Raw genomic sequence first — 18,849 nt, forward strand, 5'->3', positions numbered from 1 at the left:
ATAGGTGCGTCACACTTGGTGATTTGTCGCGTAATTTGCCGCCCATAACCTCATCGCATGGCTTCAGCCGAACTTCCGCGTGCGCACCGTGCGGCCCGTCACATCATCGTGGTCGGACACGGGATGGTGGGCCACCGGCTGGTCGAGGCGCTGCGCGCCCGCGACACCGCCGGATCGCTGCGGATCACCGTGCTGGCCGAGGAAGCCGACGCCGCCTACGACCGCGTCGGGCTGACGTCGTACACCGAAAGCTGGGACCGCGCGCTGCTGGCGCTGCCCGGCAATGACTACGCCGGCGACGAACGGGTGCGCCTGCTGCTGAACACTCGTGTCGCCGAAATCGACCGCGCCACAAAGTCAGTGCTCACCGCGGACGGCCAGCGACACGGCTACGACGCGCTGGTCTTGGCCACCGGCTCCTACGCGTTCGTCCCGCCGGTGCCCGGCCACGACCTGCCCGCGTGCCACGTGTACCGCACGCTCGACGACCTGGACGACATCCGCGCTGCCGCCCTGCGCGCGGCGCAGGCCGGCAGCGCCGGCGTGGTGATCGGCGGTGGCCTGCTGGGGCTGGAAGCGGCTAACGCGCTGAGCCGGTTCGGATTACCGACTCACGTCATCGAGATGATGCCGCGCCTGATGGCCCAGCAGATCGACGAGGGCGGGGGCGCGCTGCTCTCGCGGATGATCACCGATCTGGGAATCGCGGTGCATGTCGGCACGGGTACCGATTCGATCGAGCCCCTGGATGATTCCGGTGATTCGGACGTGCGGTTGCGGCTGAGCAACGGGGAAGTCATCGACGCCGGCGTGGTGATCTTCGCCGCCGGCATCCGGCCACGCGACGAACTGGCCAGGGCCGCGGGGTTGACCCTCGGCGAGCGCGGCGGCGTGCTGACCGATTTGTCCTGCCGGACAAGCGATCCCGACATCTACGCCGTCGGCGAGGTGGCGGCCATCGAGGGGCGGTGTTACGGCCTGGTCGGGCCCGGTTACACCTCCGCCGAGGTGGTGGCCGACCGGCTGCTGGACGGGACCGCCGAGTTCCCCGAGGCGGACCTGTCGACGAAGCTCAAGCTGCTCGGTGTCGACGTGGCCAGCTTCGGCGACGCGATGGGCATGGCCGAGAATTGCCTCGAGGTCGTCATCAACGACGCGGTGAACCGGACGTACGCCAAGCTGGTGCTCTCCGACGACGCCAAGACCCTGCTGGGTGGGGTGCTGGTGGGCGACGCGTCGTCCTACGGTGTGCTGCGGCCGATGGTCGGCAGCGAGCTGCCGGGAGACCCACTGGCGTTGATCGCGCCGGCCCAATCCGGCGGCGGCACTTCGGCTTTGGGCGTCGGTGCGCTGCCGGACGCGGCGCAGATCTGCTCGTGCAACAACGTCACCAAGGGCGACCTCAAGTGCGCGATCGCCGAAGGTTGCGGCGACGTTCCCGCGCTCAAGGCGTGCACGGCGGCCGGCACGTCATGTGGTTCGTGCGTGCCGCTGCTCAAGCAACTACTGGAAGCCGAGGGGGTGGAACAGTCCAAGGCGCTGTGCGAGCACTTCAGCCAGTCGCGCGCGGAGCTGTTCGAAATCATCTCCGCCACCGAGATCCGCACGTTCTCCGGGCTGCTGGAGCGTTTCGGCCGCGGAAAGGGTTGCGACATCTGCAAACCCGTGGTCGCATCGATCCTGGCCTCCACCGGCTCCGAGCACATCCTGGACGGCGAGCAGGCGGCGCTGCAGGACTCCAACGACCACTTCCTGGCCAACATTCAGAAAAACGGCAGCTATTCGGTGGTGCCCCGGGTTCCCGGTGGCGACATCAAGCCCGAGCATCTGATTCTGATCGGGCAGATCGCGCAGGACTTCGGGCTGTACACCAAAATCACCGGCGGGCAGCGGATCGACATGTTCGGTGCCCGGGTGGATCAGCTGCCGCAGATCTGGAAGCGACTGGTCGACGGCGGCATGGAATCCGGCCACGCCTACGGCAAGGCGTTGCGCACGGTGAAGAGCTGTGTGGGCAGCGACTGGTGCCGCTATGGCCAGCAGGATTCGGTGCAGCTGGCCATCGACCTGGAACTGCGCTACCGCGGCCTGCGCGCGCCGCACAAGATCAAGCTGGGTGTGTCGGGGTGCGCGCGGGAATGCGCCGAGGCGCGCAGCAAGGACGTCGGCGTCATCGCCACCGAGAAGGGCTGGAACCTCTACGTCGGCGGCAACGGCGGCATGACTCCCAAACATGCTCAACTGCTCGCCGCCGACCTCGACACCAAGACACTGGTCGCCTACATCGACCGGTTCTTGATGTACTACATCCGCACGGCCGACCGGCTGCAGCGCACGGCGCCGTGGGTCGACTCGCTGGACGGCGGGCTCGATCACGTGCGTGAGGTCGTGTGCGACGACTCGCTGGGCCTGGCCGCCGAATTCGAGGCCGCCATGGAGCGGCACGTGCAGAACTACGCCTGCGAATGGAAGGGCGTGCTGGAGGATCCGGACAAGCTGTCGCGGTTCGTCTCCTTCGTCAACGCCCCGGACGCCGTCGACTCGACGGTGTCGTTTACCGAGCGCGCCGGACGCAAAGTGCCTGTGCCAATTGGCATGCCGCGGATTAGGGAGGAATTGTGACACTAGTCAACGACATTCAGGTGTGGACCACCGCCTGCGCCTACGACCATCTGATTCCCGGTCGCGGGGTGGGGGTGCTGCTCGACGATGGCAGCCAGGCGGCGTTGTTCCGACTTGACGACGGGTCGCTGCACGCGCTGGGCAACGTCGACCCGTTCTCCGGCGCCGCGGTGCTGTCTCGCGGCATCGTCGGCGACCGCGGGGGTCGCGCGACCGTGCAGTCGCCGATCCTGAAGCAGGCCTTCGCGTTGGAAGACGGCTGCTGCCTTGACGACCCGCGCGTGTCGGTGCCGGTCTACCAGGTCCGCCTCACGCCCGACGGCGAGATCCAGATCGCGCGGCTGGTGGGCTAGCCTTACTGGCCGATATCGCCGACGAGGTAGCGCTGCATCGTCGGGCCAATGGCGTCGACGAGCTGGTCCACCGTCATCGAATGGATTGGCTCAGAGCGTATTCCGTAGCGCAGGATGCCCAATCCCACGAGCTGAGACGCGCACAACGACGCCCGCACGGCGATCTTGTCCGCGCCCAGCATCTTCAGCAGCGGGTTGAAGATCGGCCCGACGAACATGGACTGCACGATCTCGGCGGTCTTCGCCACGCCGGTCGACGCGATCGCGCTGGCGGCAAACGGGCCGCCGCCGGCCGCGTCCCAGGTGGTGATCAGCAAGTGCAGCGTGCGGCGGCCAATGGTGTTGACGCTTCCGGTGAAGATGCGGTCGATGAACTCCGGTGTGCCAAACGGCAACCGCAGCATCTTCGCTACCGGGTCGAGAATCCCCCGAGATGGCTCTTCGCGACGGGCCATGGTGCCAGGATTACCCCTAGCTGGTCAAAGATCAAGCGCTCGCCGCGACGGCGCGCCCCGCGAGCGCGGTTTGGAATCGGGCCGCAATGAGCCGCGCCAGGCCGGGGTGGGTGCCCAGGGCCGCGCTGACGACGTCGGCGCCGCAGGTGCGTAGGCGTTCCTGAAACAGGCCGTCGGCGAGCAGGTAGGAGGCGACCGCGACGCGGCGCCTGCCGCGTCTGGCCCGGGCCCGGCGCACGGATTCGTGCAGCCGCGGCTGGCCGGTGGCCACGAATCCGAGGGCCACGGGGGACCCGAGCAGCGTGGACAGCAGCGCCGCGCTGGTGCGCAAGTCGGCGTGCGCTCGCGGGTCCGACGTGCCCGCGGCCGCCAGGATGACCGAATCACCGCGACGCAGGCCGCAATTCACCAGCTGCTCGGCCACAATTCGCACGACGTCCACGCTGGGCCCCAGGGCCGGGGTGACGACGACGTCGGGGTGACCGCTGGCGGCGACGTGGGCGGGCAGGTCGGCGCGCACGTGGTAGCCGCGGGACAAAAACGCGGGCACCACGATCGCCGGCTCGTCAGAGCTGGACAGCACCTCGCTGGGCGTCGGTCCCAGTACGTCGACGAAGGCCACCTGCACCCGGTGCCCGACCAGCGTGCTCACCCGGGCCGCGAGGTCGCCGATCATCTCGACACCGCCCGGTCTGCGGGTGCCGTGCGCAACCAGCAGCAGAGTCATCCGACACCCGCCGGGATGCCAACCGCGAGGCGGTAGCCGCGCTTGACCACGGTCGCCACAATGTTCTTGTCGTCCAACGCAGTTCGCAGTCGCAGCACGGCCGTGTCGACGGCGTGCGGGTCGTTGCTGTTGCCCGGCAGCACGCGCAGCAGGTCGTGGCGCGACACCACGTCGCCGGGACGTTGCGCCAGCGCACGCAGTATCGCCATGCCCGACGGCGACACCAACTTCATCGAGCCGTCGACCAGTACGCAGGTCCCGCGGATGTCGACCACGTGGCCGGCGGCCAGCACGGTGCACGATCCCAGCAGCGGCAGTTGCTCGGTGATATGACGGGCCAAGGCGCCCAACCGCATTCGCTCGGGCGACGACGTCGGGACACCCTTCCGCTTCAACGGCTGGGACGTCACCGGACCCACGCACATCGCGTGCACATCGGTGCGCAGCGCTTCCAGCAGCTGGTCCTCGATACCCAAGTCGCGGCTGCGTTCCAACACCGCGGCGGCCGCGGGTGCCGAGGTGAAGCTGACCGCGTCGAACTGTCGTCGGGCGATCCCGGTGACCAGCTGGTCGAACTCGCCGCCCAACGCCGTCGACTTCCACCGGTACACCCGGATCGGCACGACTTCGGCGCCAGCGGAACGCAATCCGGCGACGAATTCCGGGAATGGGTCCCAGGCGTCGGCCGCGCCGTGCAGCTGGATGGCCACACGCTTGCCCGAGACACCCGAATCGAGGAGATACTTCAGCACGTCGTGTGAGGATTCGGATTGCGGTGACCATTCCTCGCGCAGGCCGGCGGCGCGCAGCGCACCGGTGGCCTTGGGTCCGCGGGCCAGGATGCGGGCCGACGACAACGCGTCGATCAACTGATTGGCCAGCCCCCACCCCTCGGCCGCGGCCAACCAGCCGCGAAAGCCGATACCGGTGTGCGCTACCAAAACATCGGGCGGCTCGGCGATTAACGCCGCGGTGTTGTCGTGCAGCTCGTCGTCGTCGGGCAGCGCGATCATGTTGATCGCCGGGGCGTTGCAGACCTCGGCGCCTTGGCGGCTCAGCAGGGCGCAGAGCTCCTCGGCGCGGCGCGCCGAGGTCACTGCGATCCGGTACCCGGTCAGTGGTGCAGATTCTGGCTGGGTCATATACACCTGTCTATGCCTGGCAGATTTCCGCCGCGTTACCCTGCAATTGCTGACGCATTGCCCACCACTGAGGCGCTGCTCACACCGGTGTGAGCTCGGATTCGGATTTCGTCGCCGGCGGTCCGGCCGGCGACGAAATCCGCTTGCGGACATACATCGTCCACGTCAGGATCGCCGCGACGAGGTAGGAACCCAAGAACATCCAATACGCGGAGGTTTCCGTGCCGCTGCTGAGGTAGGACTCGCGCAGCGCCAAATTGATGCCGACACCGCCGAGCGCGCCGACCGCCGAGCAGAAGCCGATCAGCGCTCCCGACATCGCGCGCGACCACCGGCGGCGCTCAGCCTCGGTGACGTCCAGCGAGTGACTGCGCGCGTCGAACACCGACGGAATCAGTTTGAACACCGAGCCATTGCCCATTCCGGACAGGATGAACAGGGCGATAAAGCCGACCACTTGGACGGTGAGGGTGTTGATCCCGACGAGCAGCCCGGCGGCCAGGATCATGCCGCCGAGGACGCCCAGGGTGACGCGGCCGCCGCCGAGGCGATCGGCCAGCCTCCCGCCGCAGATCCGGGCCAGCGACCCTAACAGCGGTCCAAGGAAGGCGATCTGCGCGGCGTGCAGAGCCGCGTGCCCGGCCGTTTCGCCGTTGGTCAGAAAGTTGACCTGCAACACCTGTCCGAACGCGAAGGCGAACCCGATCCAGGAGCCGAATGTGCAGATGTAGAGCAGCGAGATGGCATAGGTGTCGCGCTCGAACAGCACCGCCCGCAGGTGGTCGACCTCGATGCCGGCAACGTTGGAGTCGAGGTTGTCCATGAACATCGCCGCCACGATGCCGACCACCGCCAGCAGCACCAGGTAGATCGCGCAGACCCAGTACGCGGGCTGATGGCCCCCGAACGGGTGGGTTGCCAGCACCAGCAGTCCGACCAACTGGACCACCGCGACCCCGAGGTTGCCGACGCCGGCGTTGATGGCCAGCGCCGCACCCTTGAGGCGTTGCGGGTAGAAGGCGTTGACGTTGGCCAGCGATGCGGCGTAGTTGCCACCGCCCAGCCCGGTGAGCGCGGCGCACACCACATACGGCCACAACGGCAGGCCGGGGTTGGCCAGCAGCACCATGGTCCCGACGGTCGGAATCAGCAGCACGAACGCGGAGAACGTCGTCCAGTTCCGGCCGCCGAACGCGGCGATGCCCAGGGTGTAGGGGATGCGGACACAGCCACCGACCAGGGTGGCGACGGCGCCCAGCAGCAGCTTGTCGCCGGCGGAGAAGCCGTACACCGACGCGGGCATGAACAGCGCCATGACCGACCACAGGCTCCAGATCGAGAAGGCCACGTGATCACCCGCCACTGTGCAGAGCAGATTGCGGCGCGCGATGGTGTTGTTGCCGCCTTCCCACGCGGCGGTGTCTTCGGGATTCCAGTCCGTGATGTGATGGTTGCGGCCCACGCGGTATTGACCTCTCGTCAACGGTCCCGTCGATACCCAAAATATGGAAGACGCCTGCGCTGCCGTCTGTTTCGATGCTCACATCAATCTCGAACGGCCGTCAACTCAATGTGGCCGTTATCCGCTGCGAGTTGAATCCCAATTCTCTGGTAGATCCCTGACAAGTGTGATTTTGTGAGCTGGAATACATTTCACGCTTCACGCTCTCATTCACACATACGCCAAGCCCGCTTGCGGGGCGGGCTCGGACGCCGCGGGGGCGGTGGCCCGCAGCGGCCGGCGCACGTACATCGCCCAGGTCAGTATCGAGGCCGCGACGTAGAACACGGCGAAGGCCCAGAACGCGGCCGTCGCGGTGCCGTTGCTCAAATAGGACTGCCGCAGGGCCAGATTGACGCCGACGCCGCCGAGCGCACCGATCGCTCCGGTGAGGCCAATCAGGGCGCCGGCCATCGAGCGTGACCACTGCCGGCGCGCCGCTTCGTCGAGTTCCAAGGCATGGCTGCGGGCCTCGAAGATCGTCGGGATCATCTTGTACACCGAGCCATTGCCGATGCCGGACAGGATGAACAAAGCGATGAAGCCGGCCACGTACCCGATCATCGCCCCCGCCGGGGCGGGTCCGGCGCCGTGGTGAGAGCCGAAAGTGCTTGCGCTGACCAATATTCCGGCCGCGAGGATCATGGCGCAGAATGCGCCAAGGGTGACGCGGCCACCACCGATGCGGTCGGCGATCCGACCGCCGTATATCCGCGACAGCGAGCCCAATAGCGGTCCCAAAAAGGCGATCTGAGCGGCGTGCAGCGAGGCCTGCGCCGTCTTTTGGCCGCTGGCAAGGAAATTCATCTGTAGCACCTGTCCAAGAGCGAACGAGAATCCGATGAATGAACCGAAGGTACCGATGTAGAGCAGCGCGATCACCCAGGTGTGCCGTTCGGAGAGCACCGCGCGCATGGTGCCCAGCTGTATTTGGTAGTCCTCCAGGTTGTCCATGTAGAGCGCGGCCCCGATCGCCGCCACCGCCAGCAGCACCAGGTATATCGCACACACCGCGTACGGCTGTCGGTTGCCGAAGCTCGCGATGACCAGCAGCCCGACGAGCTGAACTATCGGCACCCCGAGGTTGCCGCCGCCGGCGTTGAGCGCCAACGCCCAGCCCTTGAGCCGCTGCGGATAAAACGCATTGATGTTGGTCATCGACGAGGCGAAGTTGCCTCCGCCGAGGCCGGTCAGTGCCGCGCACAGCAGATACGGCCACAACGGGAGCCCGGGGTGGGCCAGCAACGCCATGGTGCCGACAGTGGGGATCAGGAGCACCACCGCGGAGAATATGGTCCAGTTCCGCCCGCCGAAGCGCGCGGTGGCGAACGTGTAGGGGAACCGCAGGCACGCCCCCACCAGCGTCGCGGTGGCGCCGAGCAGAAACTTGTCTCCCGCGGAGAAGCCGTACACCGAGGTCGGCATGAACAGCACCATCACCGACCAGATGGACCAGATCGAGAACCCGATGTGCTCGGCTACCACCGACCAGATCAGGTTGCGGCGGGCGATCTTCTTGTTGCCGGCTTCCCAGGCGACGGTGTCTTCGGGGTCCCAGTCCGGGAGCAGGTGCGTCATGGCCGCCACGCTATGAATTCTTTATTGCCCCGGCGCTGCGGGCCGTGACCCCGGGATGAATTTCCGATCACTGCCGGCCCGGCGCCGGTGTGAGGCGACCCAAGGTCTGCCGAATAGCCTTACGATTCAACGTAATTGGAGCTCACACGCTACCAAACATCGCCGTCGCGCCAATCGCACATCAGATCCGCCGTCGTATCCAAGGTGATCCCCACCGGGAACACGAACACCGTTCCGTCGTCGTCGGGGGTGGGGGTCGGACCGGTCGGCGCCAGCACCGACGTCGGGCCGCGCCAGGGCAACCAGCCCCGCGATGCGTACAGGCCGCTGGCGTGGACCGTGGAACTCAGCGCGCCCAGCTGGTAGGCACCGCGCATCACCTGCTCGACGGCATCGAGGAGGGCATACGCCAGCCCTTGGCCGCGGCAGTCCTCCCGCACCGCGACACCCTCCACGTAACCGCAGCGCAGCGCAGTGCCCCGGTAAATCAGCCGCCGCTGGACCACCGACGCATGGGCGATGATCGCACCGCGACGCCAAATGAGCGCATGCATTCCGCCCAGCGCGTGCTCCCAGTCGGTGTCGGTGAATCCACCGGCGAACGCCTCGGTGACCATCCGGCGCATGCGCGTCCGGGTATCGCTGTCGAGATCGGCGGTATGGACCAGGCGGGCGGTGTGTACCTGGGTGTGCACCCCCTCTGTTTACACCCCGTGGACCAGGTCTGCTCTGTCGGCGCTGAACGGAGCGCGGGGCCGCGCCCAGTGCAGCCGCACATACTGGCCGGGTCGCACCTGGGCGATCTTGTCGATGTCGGCGTCGACGACCACGCCCACGACCGGGTAGCCGCCGGTGACCGGGTGATCGGGCCCCAGGATGACCGGTAAACCGTTGGGCGGCACCTGAATCGCGCCGCGGGTGGTGCCCTCGCTGGGCAGCTGCCGGTCGGGATGGCGGTGCCGCAGCGGGCGGCCCTCCAGCCGCATTCCGACCCGGTCGCTGCGGTCGGAGGCCATCCAAATCGTGTGCACCAACGCGTCGGGGTCGACGAACCAGTCGTCGCGCGGTCCGGGCAGCACCTGAAGTTCGACCAGTTGTGCGGAGATCGCCGCGACGGGGGCCTGGTCGAGTTCGGGATAGGCGTTGGTGTGCTCGCCGACCGGAAGCCGGTCTCCGGCCTGTAGCGGGGCCGGGCCGATCGCCGACATCATGTCGTAGCTGCGGGAGCCCAGCACCGGCTGCACGCAGAAGCCGCCCCGCACGGCCAGATAGCTGCGCAGCCCGGCGCGCGGCGCGCCCAGCGAGATCACCTGGCCGTCGCGGACGTGACGAATACTGTTGGTGCCAAACACGTTTCCGTTCACCGCGGGATTGGTGTCGGCGCCCGTCACCGCGATGTCGACATCGCCGCCGCGGACGCGGGCCGAGAAACCGCCAAAGGTCACCTCGACGGTGGCGCGGTCGTCGGGATTGGCGACCAGCCGGTTGGCCAAGGTGTGCGAGCGGCGGTCGGCGGCCCCGGACCGCCCGACGCCGAGGTGGGCCAGGCCGGTGCGGCCTAGGTCCTGCACGACGGCCAGCGGTCCCGTGTCAAGGATTTCCAGCGTGATCACGGTGTGCTCTTTCGGTCCGTCACACTGCCCGGAACTGGACCCACATGCCTTGCGTCAGCAGGGCGGGATCGGGCCGCTCGATGTCCCACAGCACGGCGTCGGTGTGGCCGATGAGCTGCCAGCCCCCCGGCGATCGGCGGGGGTAGATCGCGCTGAATTCGCCGGCGAGGGCGACCGATCCGGCCGGCACGGCGGTCCGCGGGTCGGACCGGCGCGGCACCCGCAGCCGCGGGTCGCCGTCCACCAGGTATGCGAAACCCGGTGCGAATCCACTGAATCCGACCCGCCACAGCGTCGTGGTGTGGGCATCGATGACCTGTGCTGTGCTCAGCCCGGTGCGCTCGGCGACCTCGGCGAGGTCCGGGCCGTCGTAGACGACGTCGATCACCACGTCGGCCCTGCGGTCGGCGGGGGCGACCTCGAACCGGTCCGAGTCGACGCGGAGGTTGCGCAGCAGCTGCCGGATGAGGGTCTGGCAATTGGCGCCGTCGAGCTTCACGAGCACGGTGCGGGCGGCCGGGACGATGTCGATCACACTGGGCCATTCCGCGGCGCGCAGGGCGGCCGTCCACGCCAATACCTCTGCGGTACTGCCGCATTGGACCATCAGCGCCTGGTCGCCGTAGTCCAGGACCATGTTGCCGACGAGGTCGGTGGACAGGTCGCGGGAGAGGTCGGTCACGCTCATTACTCGACAGTAACTCCGGGATCGTGGCGACGGCGAGGGGGCGGGCACGGATTTTCGAGCACTGCCAGAGGTGCCTTAGCAAACGCTCACACCGGCGGAGGTTTAGCCCAGGATTTTGCTGATCAGCGGCGGCAATTGCTCGGCGAGCATCGGGTAGCTGAGCACCGACGAGAACGCGATCGCGCCCGCCTGTTCCTTGGTGGTGAAGAGGTGGCGATTCTGGGTCGTTGCTTGCGAAGCCGCCACGTCGGGGTCGGCGAGCAGGGCCTTCTGGTCGTCCGGGCTCTCGGTCGTCCAGATCACCACGTCGGCGGAATCGAGCACCGCCCTGATCTGGTCGCGCGGGATGACCGCGCGGTGATCGCTGCCACCGAACGGCTTGATGCTGTCGGCGATGACCAGCCCCATCTGGTTGAGAAAGTCGGTCCGCCAGCCCGCGACCGTAGCAACCACGGTGCCCTGCCAGAGGGTGCCCTGCATCAGCAGCGCCTTCTTGCCCAGCCAGCCCGGATTCTTTTGCGCGACGGCCGCGAACTTCTGCCCGACGCCGTCGATCAGTGACTTCATCTGGTCGGCCTGGAACACCGCCTGGCCGATCGTGGCGGCCTGGTCCTTCCACGGCTCGAAGAACGCGTCGCCGTCGCCCTGCGGGACGGTCGGCGCGATCGCCGAGAGCTTCTGGTAGGTGTCGGCGTCCACGCCGGCATTGATCGCCACGATCAGGTCGGGTTTGAGGCCGGCGATCTGGTCCACCGGGATCCCGTTGTCCAGGTTCAACACCACCGGCTGCGCCGCGCCGAGCTTGGGCTGGGCCCACGGCCACACCGCGAAGGGCTGATCGCCCCACCAGTTGGTCACCGCGATGGGCACCACGCCCACCGCCAGCAGGTCGTCCTGCTCGGTGTAGCCGGCGCTGACCACGCGCTTGGGCGGCTCCTTGATGACGGTCTGCCCGAACAGGTGGGTGATGGTGACCCCGCCGGCCGGGGCGGCGCCGGGCGCGGGTTTGGACGACGAACATCCCGCGGCGAGCGCTCCCGCGGCCCCGGCGAACTGCAAGAACGCGCGCCGATTCAGCGCTGGTCGCCCCGGAAAGCCTTGTCGCCCTACCCGCACCGCGTGAGAGTATCGCGTGCGCGGCCTCGTTCAGCTCAGCGGCATACCGGCGTCGACGAAGGTCCGGCGCGCAGGTGCTTTCTCAGTCGCCTGCGCGGGGCGATTCCCCCGGACGCTGAGCGCCCCGGTACCCCTCCCACGGGCTGTAATCGGCGAGCAACTCCTCCTGCGGCGGGCGCTGCTCCTCGGCGACGTGCTGCAGGTTGATCCGGATCCGATACCAGATCGAACTGGGTCCGCGCATGCCGTCGACCAACACGTCGGCCGGCTGCAGCTGCGCGGCGACGGCGGGGTGCCGCTCGCGCCAGGTGTCCAGGGCGGCCAGCGCCTCGTCCTTGGTCTTGGTGCGGGCGATTTCGATGAGCGGCTTGGACGAGACGCGTCGCCCGTCGGCTCCTTTGCCGGAGCCCTTCGGTGCCTTCTCGACGGGACCGAGTTCTTCGGCGAGGATCAGCAGCCGGTCGAGCTCGCCGACCGTCTCGTTCATCCCCGCCCACGGGTCACCCAGGTCGGCGAATCGGTCCGGCACGGTGGCCAAGGTGAACGCCGCCGGATCGCAGTCGGCGACCTCGTCCCAGTGCAGCGGTGTGGACACCCGCGCGTCGGGGGTAGCCCGCACCGAATACGCCGAGGCGACGGTGCGGTCCTTGGCGTTCTGGTTGAAGTCGACGAACACGCCCTTGCGTTCCTCCTTCCACCAGCGGCTGGTCGCCGCGTCGGGGATCCGCCGCTCGACCTCCCGCGCGACGGTCTGGGCGGCCAGCCGGACCTGGGTGAACTTCCAGCGCGGCGCGATGCGGGCGTAGATGTGAAAGCCCCGCGAGCCCGACGTCTTGGGCCAGGCGATCAGGCCGTAGTCCTCGAGCACTTCGCGGGCCACCAGCGCGACGTCGACGATCCGTGGCCAGGTGACCCCGGGCATCGGGTCCAGGTCGACCCGCAGCTCGTCGGGATGGTCGAGGTCGCCGGCGAGCACCGGGTGCGGATTGAGGTCGACGCAACCCAGGTTGATCGCCCACGCGAGCCCGGCGGCGTCGTGGATGACCGCTTCGGCGGCCGACGTGCCCGACGCGTAGCGCAGCTCGGCGACGTCCACCCAGTCCGGCCGCTTGGCGGGCGCCCGCTTCTGGAACACCGCCTCCTGCTCGATGCCCTTGACGAAACGTTTCAGGATCATCGGCCGACCGGCGACGCCACGCAGCGCGCCCTCGGCGACGGCCAGGTAATAACGCACCAGATCGAGCTTGGTGTACGGGCCGGAGCCCGCATGCGCGGGGAAGACCACCTTGTCCGGGTGGGTGATGGTGACTCGACGTCCGGCCACTTCCAAGGACGCCGGGCCGCTCATGGAGTTCATGGTAGGTCGGGAAAACTTTCTTCCCCGGAGTGCGACCTGGGTCACATATGGTGGAGCCATGGCTAACTTCATCGGACTGCCGGGCCAGGCTGTCAACAAGCTTCAGCAGTACCTCGAACGCGGCTCAGCCGAACTGCACTACGTGCGCAAGATCTTCGAGGCCGGCGCCTTCCGGCTGGAGCCACCGCAGAACGTCGTCGCGATGGCCACCGACATCTATAAGTGGGGCGAGTTCGGGATGCTGCCGTCGCTGAACGCGAGGCGTCATCCCGACCGCGCGGCGTGCATCGACGAAGAGGGCGAATTCAGCTACCGCGAGCTCGACGAGGCCGCCCACGCGGTGGCCAACGGCCTGATCGAACGGGGTGTGCGCGGCGGGGACGGGGTGGCGATCCTGGCCCGCAACACCCGCTGGTTTCTCATCGCCAACTACGGCGCCGCCCGCGCCGGCGCCCGCATCATCCTGCTGAACAGTGAGTTCTCCGGCCCGCAGATCAAGGAGGTCTCGGAGCGCGAGGGCGCCAAGGTGATCATCTACGACGATGAATACACCAAGGCGGTCAGCAAGGCGGAACCCGAGCTGGGCAAGCTGCGCGCGCTGGGCACCAACCCCGACTCGGACGAGCCCTCGGGCAGCGAGGACGAGACCCTGGCCGATCTGATCGCGCGCAGCAGCAAATCACCCGCGCCCAAGGCCACCAAGCATGCGTCGATCATCATCCTGACCAGCGGCACGACCGGCACTCCGAAGGGGGCGAACCGCAGCACCCCGCCGACGCTGGCGCCGGTGGGCGGCATCCTGTCGCATGTTCCGTTCAAGGCCAACGAGGTGACGTCGCTGCCGGCGCCGATGTTCCACGCGCTGGGCTACCTGCACGGCACCCTGGCGCTGTTCCTCGGGTCCACGCTCGTGCTGCGGCGCAAGTTAAAGCCGCCGCTGGTGCTCGAAGACATCGAGAAGCACAAGGCGTCCGCCATGGTCGTGGTGCCGGTGATGCTGTCGCGGCTGCTCGATGCGATCGAAAAGATGGACCGCAAGCCCGACCTGTCCAGCCTGAAGATCATCTTCGTGTCGGGCTCCCAATTGGGCGCCGAGCTGGCCAACCGTGCCCTCAAGGACTTCGGCCCGGTCATCTACAACATGTACGGCTCGACCGAGATCGCCTTCGCCACCATCGCCGGGCCCAAGGACCTGGAACTCAACCCCGCCACCGTCGGCCCGGTGGTCAAGGGTGTGAAGGTCAAGATCCTCGACGACAACGGCCACGAGCTGCCGCAGGGCGACGTCGGGCGGATCTTCGTCGGCAACGCCTTCCCGTTCGAGGGCTACACCGGCGGCGGTCACAAGCAGATCGTGGACGGCCTGATGTCGTCGGGCGACGTCGGTTACTTCGACGAACACGGGCTGCTCTACGTGAGCGGCCGCGACGACGAGATGATCGTCTCCGGTGGCGAGAACGTGTTCCCCGCCGAGGTCGAGGACCTGATCAGCGGGCATCCCGACGTGGTGGAGGCCACCGCGATCGGCGTGGACGACAAGGAGTGGGGCCACCGGCTGCGCGCGTTCGTGGTCAAGAAGGACGGTGCCAGCGTCGACGAGGATGCGATCAAGCACTACGTGCGCGACCACCTGGCCCGCTACAAGGTGCCACGCGAGGTGATCTTCCTCGAGGAGCTGCCGCGCAACCCCACCGGCAAGATCCTCAAGCGCGAGCTGCGCGAGATGGAGATTTAGCTCGCGGGTCCTTGGCGATCAGCGTCGCGATTCGATGGTCCGGATGATCTGTGCCGCGAGCTTCGGGTCGACCAGCAGCTGGTCGATGAGGGCGGTGAGCACCTCTTGGCCGGTCACCCGGGCCACACCCAGACGGTCGGCGGCCTCGCGCTGCCAGATGTCCAGGGCGCGGTGCGTGCTCGCTGGGAGGTCGACGGTCCGCCGGGTTCGTTGACCGCGCTGGTCGCTGGCCCGACGGTCGGCGGACGCCTGGGCGGGCTGCCTGAAGCTACGCCGGGCGGGCAGCTGCGGCGGGTTCTTGTTGAGGCGCTCGGTGGGCGCCCCGTCGCCGACTGGGTTGGTTATCACCGCGGTGGCGCTCCTTGCCGGCCTTCCGGGGCCAAATCAGTAAATCAGTACTTCAGCTTAGGCGCGCGCGCGAGAGCTCGCAGCGCACGCCGTCAGGCGCGGCGTGTCGGCGAGCCCAGAACCATAGACAAGATGAATGGCATGTGAATATTTGCTGTAATTGCTTAATAACTTAACTAACGCGGCTGGTTTGGTTCAGCGGATGCGACAACGGAAATACTGATCCACTGAAGCATGTCTATTCACATCTCAGTAGGTCAGTAGATGACTGATTATCTGGAAGAATACGCGAATACGTAAATACTGAATTCAGGAATTACGCCAACGCATAAATGTGAGAAATGCGAGACCGATACCACCGCAAATTTGCGCATCTGCGCCACTAAAACGGCAAAAGATATTGTTTGCCTATCCATTTATTGGGTATTGTCAAAAGCATCGGCACAAAGGTCTTGAGCGTAAGGAGCCCCTCATGTTGATTTCACAGCGATCGATCCGCAAGGCAGCCACCGGCGCCGTCGGTGCCGCCGCGGTGGCCGGAGCCATGTTCTTTGGCGGCGACGCGACCGCGCAGGCCGCGCCCGCACCCAACCCGGGCACCAGCTTCGCGACATTCGGACCGCACGGCGGCCCGGGCGGCCCGAGCATCATTCCCGCGCGCCCCGGCGGCGGTTGGGGTCCCGGCGGCCACGGCCATGGCGGCGGCCGGGGCCGGGGTCCCGGCGGCTTCGGCCGCGGCGGCGGCTTTGGCCACCGCGGCGTCTTCGGAAACCGCGAGTCGTGGATGTGGCGGCACGGCGGCGGGCATGGCGGTTTTGCTCATCGCGGCATCTTCGGCAACCGTCAGGCGTGGTGGTGGTACTGAGCCACGAAGCGCGTGGGCGCTGACCGGCTGGTCTTACCGGCACTCCCGGCTGGTCAACCCACGTTTGGGGGCTCTGTTTAGGGATCGCGCGGCAACCCCAGGAGTCGTTCGGCAATGATGTTGAGCTGTACCTCCGACGTGCCGCCGTAGATCGTGGTGGCCCGGCTGGACAGCAGGTAATCACCCCACTTGCCCGGCAGTTCGTCGGTGTCGCCGATCGCGCCATCGGTGCCGAAGGACGACACCGCGAATTCGGCATAACCCTGCCCGGTGCGCATCGACAACAGCTTCGAGATCGCGGCCGACGGCATGGCGTCCCCGCCGGCCAGCGTCAACAGCGTCGAGCGCAGGTTAAGCACCTTGGCGGCATGGCCCTCGGCGATCAGCTGACCGGCGCGGTGCTGCGCGACCTGGTCGAATTGCCCGTCGCGGACGAACTCGACGAACTCGGGCAGCGTCGCCAGGAAATTGTTGTCGCTGGTCCCCAGCGACACCCGCTCCGCCGTCAGGGTGTTGCGGCTGACCTCCCAGCCCCGGTTGACCTCGCCGAGCACACAGTCGTCGGGCACGAACACGTCGTCGATGTAGACCGTGTTGAAAAATTCGGCGCCGGTGAGCTCGCGCAGCGGCTTGACGGTGACGCCTTCACTCTTCATGTCCAGCAGGAAGTAGCTGATGCCGTTGTGTTTCGGCGCCGACGGGTCGGTTCGGGCCAGTAGGGCGCCCCACTGGGAGAACTGCGCGGCCGTGGTCCAAATCTTTTGGCCGCTGATGCGCCAGCCGCCTTCCACCCGCGTCGCCTTGGTCGAGAGCCCCGCCAGGTCCGACCCGGCGCCGGGCTCGGAAAACAGCTGGCACCAAACCATTTCGCCGCGGAACGTCGGCGGCAGGAACCGCTGCTTTTGCTCCTCGGTACCAAAAGCGACGATCGACGGGATGATCCACGAAGCGATGCCCACCTGCGGGCGCTTGACCCGCCCGTTGGTGAACTCCTGCGCGATGATGATCTGCTCGACCGGACTGGCGGCGCGGCCCCACGGCTTCGGCAAATAGGGCAACACCCAACCGGCCTCGGCGATCGCGACCTTGCGCGCCTCGCGGTCCATCTGCTTGAGCGCGCTCACCTCGGCGCGGATCTCGGCCCGCAGCTTCTCGGTGTCCGGATCCAGATCGATGTCCACGGCACGCATCCCGGTGCTGGTCGCGGTGTCTACCACCTTTTGCGGATACTCCGAGCGGCGGCCGAAGCACGCGGCGAGCATCAGCGCCCGGCGGTAGTAGACGCCGGTGTCGTGCTCCCAGGTGAAGCCGATGCCGCCGTGCACCTGGATGCAGTCCTGCGTGCAGCGCTGTGCGGCCGCCGGTGCCAGTGTCGCGGCCACCGCGGCGGCGAACTCGACCGCCGAAGCCACTATGTCCCAACCGTTTTGGCTGGCTTCGTCGATCGCGCGGGCGGCGTCCCACACTGCGGCGGTGGCCCGCTCGGTGTCGGCGATCATCTCCGCGCACTTATGCTTGATGGCCTGGAACTGCCCGATCGGCCTGCCGAACTGTTCCCGGATCTTGGCGTACTGCGACGCCGTATCGGTCGCCCAGCGGGCCACACCGATCGCCTCGGCGGACAGCAGCGTGGACATCAGCGCGTACGCGGTGGTCATGGTGAGGTTGCTCAACAGCGCGTCGTCGCCGACCTCGAGGGCCTCGGCCCGGACGTGCGCGATGGGCCGCAGCGGGTCCAGGCTTTTCACCGGCTCGATCTCGAGCTGGTCGGCGCTGAGCACCACCCACTCGTCGCCGCTGTCGATTGCGACCGGGAGCACCAATACCGATGCCTGCGCGGCCGCGGGCACCGCGCGGACCTCCCCGCGGATCACCAGCACGTTCTCGTCGGGGCCGTGTCGCGTTGCGGTGAGTCCGGAATCCAGCGCGTAGGCGGCGATGGCCGCGCCCGACGCCAGCTCGGTGAGCACCTTGGCCTCGGGGTCATGAGCGGCGATCAACGCGCTGGCGATCGCCGACGGCACGAACGGCCCGGGCACCGCGCCGTAGCCGAACTCGGCCAGGACGATGGCCAGCTCCAGGATGCCGAAGCCCTGTCCGCCGACGGACTCGGCCAAGTGCACACCCTGCAGGCCCTGCTCGGCCGCGGCCTGCCAGTACGGCGGGGGATTGTCGACCGGGGTTTCCATCGCCTGGTGCAGCACCTCGGACGGCGCTACCCGCGCCACCAGGGATCGCACCGAATCGGCCAGGTCTTGGTGCTCAGGAGTTATTGCGATCGGCACTGGTCGCCTTCCATGGTTGTGCCCTGCTTCGGGACCCTGCTCGGCTAAGCACCCTCCAAGCTAACAACCAGCCGGTTGGTTGACTACTGGGGTCGGGACGGGGTCAGGGAGGGTTCGCTAGGGCGGTCCCGGCGGCCCGACACCCAGGGGCCGGCAGACATTGGTCGTCGGGTCCCACCACTGCCCGGGATCGCAGGGCAGCGGCCGCGGTCCGACGCCCAAGGGCCGGCAGATGTTGCCGCTCGGGTCCCACCACTGCCCGGGGTCGCAGGGCAGCGGCCGCGGTCCGACGCCCAGGGGGAGGCAGGTCTTGCTGAACGGCTCCCAGTACTGCCCGGGATCGCACTGCGCCGAGCTCACCGCCGGCATGGCCGTCGTCACCGCCATCGCCGTCGTTGCCAGCGTGACGACCGCCGCCAACCTGCCCGCCAGATTTCGCATCGCAGATCTCTTGGGGCGCAAGC

Annotated in this window: 17 protein-coding genes; 4 read left to right on the forward strand and 13 right to left on the reverse strand. The window is 67.6% G+C overall.

Annotated elements, in window-relative coordinates; genetic code table 11:
* Positions 1 to 57: 57 nt before the first annotated feature.
* Together nirB and nirD are read left to right on the forward strand one after the other, a co-directional pair.
* Positions 58 to 2,622 carry a nitrite reductase large subunit NirB gene (gene nirB / locus G6N66_RS00330; protein ID WP_085231771.1) on the forward strand — a complete coding sequence of 855 codons (2,565 nt, stop codon included), beginning with the start codon at positions 58 to 60 and terminating at the stop codon, positions 2,620 to 2,622.
* Positions 2,619 to 2,975, forward strand: a complete 357-nt coding sequence (gene nirD, locus G6N66_RS00335) for a nitrite reductase small subunit NirD (protein WP_085231770.1) — start codon at positions 2,619 to 2,621, stop codon at positions 2,973 to 2,975. Before nirB ends, nirD begins: the two co-directional genes overlap by 4 nt.
* 2 nt (positions 2,976 to 2,977) lie before the next feature.
* Here the strand turns inward: nirD and G6N66_RS00340 are convergent, their stop codons facing one another.
* The 10 genes from G6N66_RS00340 to G6N66_RS00385 form a co-directional block, all read right to left on the reverse strand.
* Positions 2,978 to 3,430, reverse strand: a complete 453-nt coding sequence (locus tag G6N66_RS00340; RefSeq protein ID WP_085231769.1) for a TetR/AcrR family transcriptional regulator — start codon at positions 3,428 to 3,430, stop codon at positions 2,978 to 2,980.
* 31 nt (positions 3,431 to 3,461) lie between these two features.
* Positions 3,462 to 4,157, reverse strand: a complete 696-nt coding sequence (locus tag G6N66_RS00345) for a sirohydrochlorin chelatase (RefSeq protein WP_085231768.1) — start codon at positions 4,155 to 4,157, stop codon at positions 3,462 to 3,464.
* Positions 4,154 to 5,299, reverse strand: a complete 1,146-nt coding sequence (locus G6N66_RS00350; protein ID WP_085231767.1) for a uroporphyrinogen-III synthase — start codon at positions 5,297 to 5,299, stop codon at positions 4,154 to 4,156. Before G6N66_RS00350 ends, G6N66_RS00345 begins: the two co-directional genes overlap by 4 nt.
* A 79-nt stretch (positions 5,300 to 5,378) precedes the next feature.
* The gene (locus G6N66_RS00355) at positions 5,379 to 6,761 is read right to left on the reverse strand and encodes an MFS transporter (RefSeq protein ID WP_085231766.1); all 1,383 of its coding nucleotides are present in this window, start codon (positions 6,759 to 6,761) and stop codon (positions 5,379 to 5,381) included.
* Between the two features lie 210 nt (positions 6,762 to 6,971).
* A complete protein-coding gene (locus G6N66_RS00360) occupies positions 6,972 to 8,378 on the reverse strand; it encodes a nitrate/nitrite transporter (RefSeq protein WP_085231780.1) in 1,407 nt (468 codons plus the stop codon).
* Between the two features lie 149 nt (positions 8,379 to 8,527).
* Entirely contained in the window at positions 8,528 to 9,073 is a 546-nt protein-coding gene (locus G6N66_RS00365; protein ID WP_085231765.1) for a GNAT family N-acetyltransferase, read from the reverse strand.
* A gap of 9 nt (positions 9,074 to 9,082) precedes the next feature.
* Complete coding sequence (locus G6N66_RS00370) at positions 9,083 to 9,991, reverse strand: 5-oxoprolinase/urea amidolyase family protein (RefSeq protein WP_085231764.1); 909 nt, start codon at positions 9,989 to 9,991, stop codon at positions 9,083 to 9,085.
* Positions 9,992 to 10,010: 19 nt separating this feature from the next.
* A complete protein-coding gene (locus G6N66_RS00375) occupies positions 10,011 to 10,679 on the reverse strand; it encodes a 5-oxoprolinase subunit B family protein (protein WP_085231763.1) in 669 nt (222 codons plus the stop codon).
* Positions 10,680 to 10,781: 102 nt separating this feature from the next.
* The gene (locus G6N66_RS00380) at positions 10,782 to 11,756 is read right to left on the reverse strand and encodes an ABC transporter substrate-binding protein (RefSeq protein WP_139825092.1); all 975 of its coding nucleotides are present in this window, start codon (positions 11,754 to 11,756) and stop codon (positions 10,782 to 10,784) included.
* A gap of 121 nt (positions 11,757 to 11,877) precedes the next feature.
* Entirely contained in the window at positions 11,878 to 13,152 is a 1,275-nt protein-coding gene (locus tag G6N66_RS00385; protein WP_085231761.1) for a DNA polymerase domain-containing protein, read from the reverse strand.
* Positions 13,153 to 13,210: 58 nt separating this feature from the next.
* Here G6N66_RS00385 and fadD2 point away from each other — a divergent pair, with 58 nt between their 5' ends.
* Positions 13,211 to 14,887, forward strand: coding sequence for a long-chain-fatty-acid--CoA ligase FadD2 (gene fadD2, locus G6N66_RS00390; protein WP_085231760.1), 1,677 nt, complete (start codon positions 13,211 to 13,213; stop codon positions 14,885 to 14,887).
* A gap of 18 nt (positions 14,888 to 14,905) precedes the next feature.
* Here the strand turns inward: fadD2 and G6N66_RS30210 are convergent, their stop codons facing one another.
* On the reverse strand, positions 14,906 to 15,235 hold the full coding sequence (locus G6N66_RS30210; RefSeq protein ID WP_085231759.1) for an ATPase: 330 nt from the start codon (positions 15,233 to 15,235) through the stop codon (positions 14,906 to 14,908).
* Positions 15,236 to 15,707: 472 nt separating this feature from the next.
* On the opposite strand from G6N66_RS30210, the gene G6N66_RS00400 reads away from it, so the two are divergent.
* Positions 15,708 to 16,100 (forward strand): hypothetical protein, encoded by a 393-nt coding sequence (locus G6N66_RS00400; protein ID WP_085231758.1) that lies wholly within the window; start codon positions 15,708 to 15,710, stop codon positions 16,098 to 16,100.
* 77 nt (positions 16,101 to 16,177) lie between these two features.
* Here G6N66_RS00400 and G6N66_RS00405 read toward each other — a convergent pair whose 3' ends face one another.
* Together G6N66_RS00405 and G6N66_RS00410 are read right to left on the reverse strand one after the other, a co-directional pair.
* Complete coding sequence (locus tag G6N66_RS00405; RefSeq protein WP_085231757.1) at positions 16,178 to 18,385, reverse strand: acyl-CoA dehydrogenase; 2,208 nt, start codon at positions 18,383 to 18,385, stop codon at positions 16,178 to 16,180.
* Between the two features lie 117 nt (positions 18,386 to 18,502).
* Positions 18,503 to 18,826 carry a hypothetical protein gene (locus tag G6N66_RS00410; RefSeq protein ID WP_085231756.1) on the reverse strand — a complete coding sequence of 108 codons (324 nt, stop codon included), beginning with the start codon at positions 18,824 to 18,826 and terminating at the stop codon, positions 18,503 to 18,505.
* Between the last annotated feature and the right edge of the window lie 23 nt (positions 18,827 to 18,849).

The sequence above is a fragment of the Mycobacterium conspicuum genome (assembly GCF_010730195.1).
GTDB lineage: Bacteria > Actinomycetota > Actinomycetes > Mycobacteriales > Mycobacteriaceae > Mycobacterium > Mycobacterium conspicuum.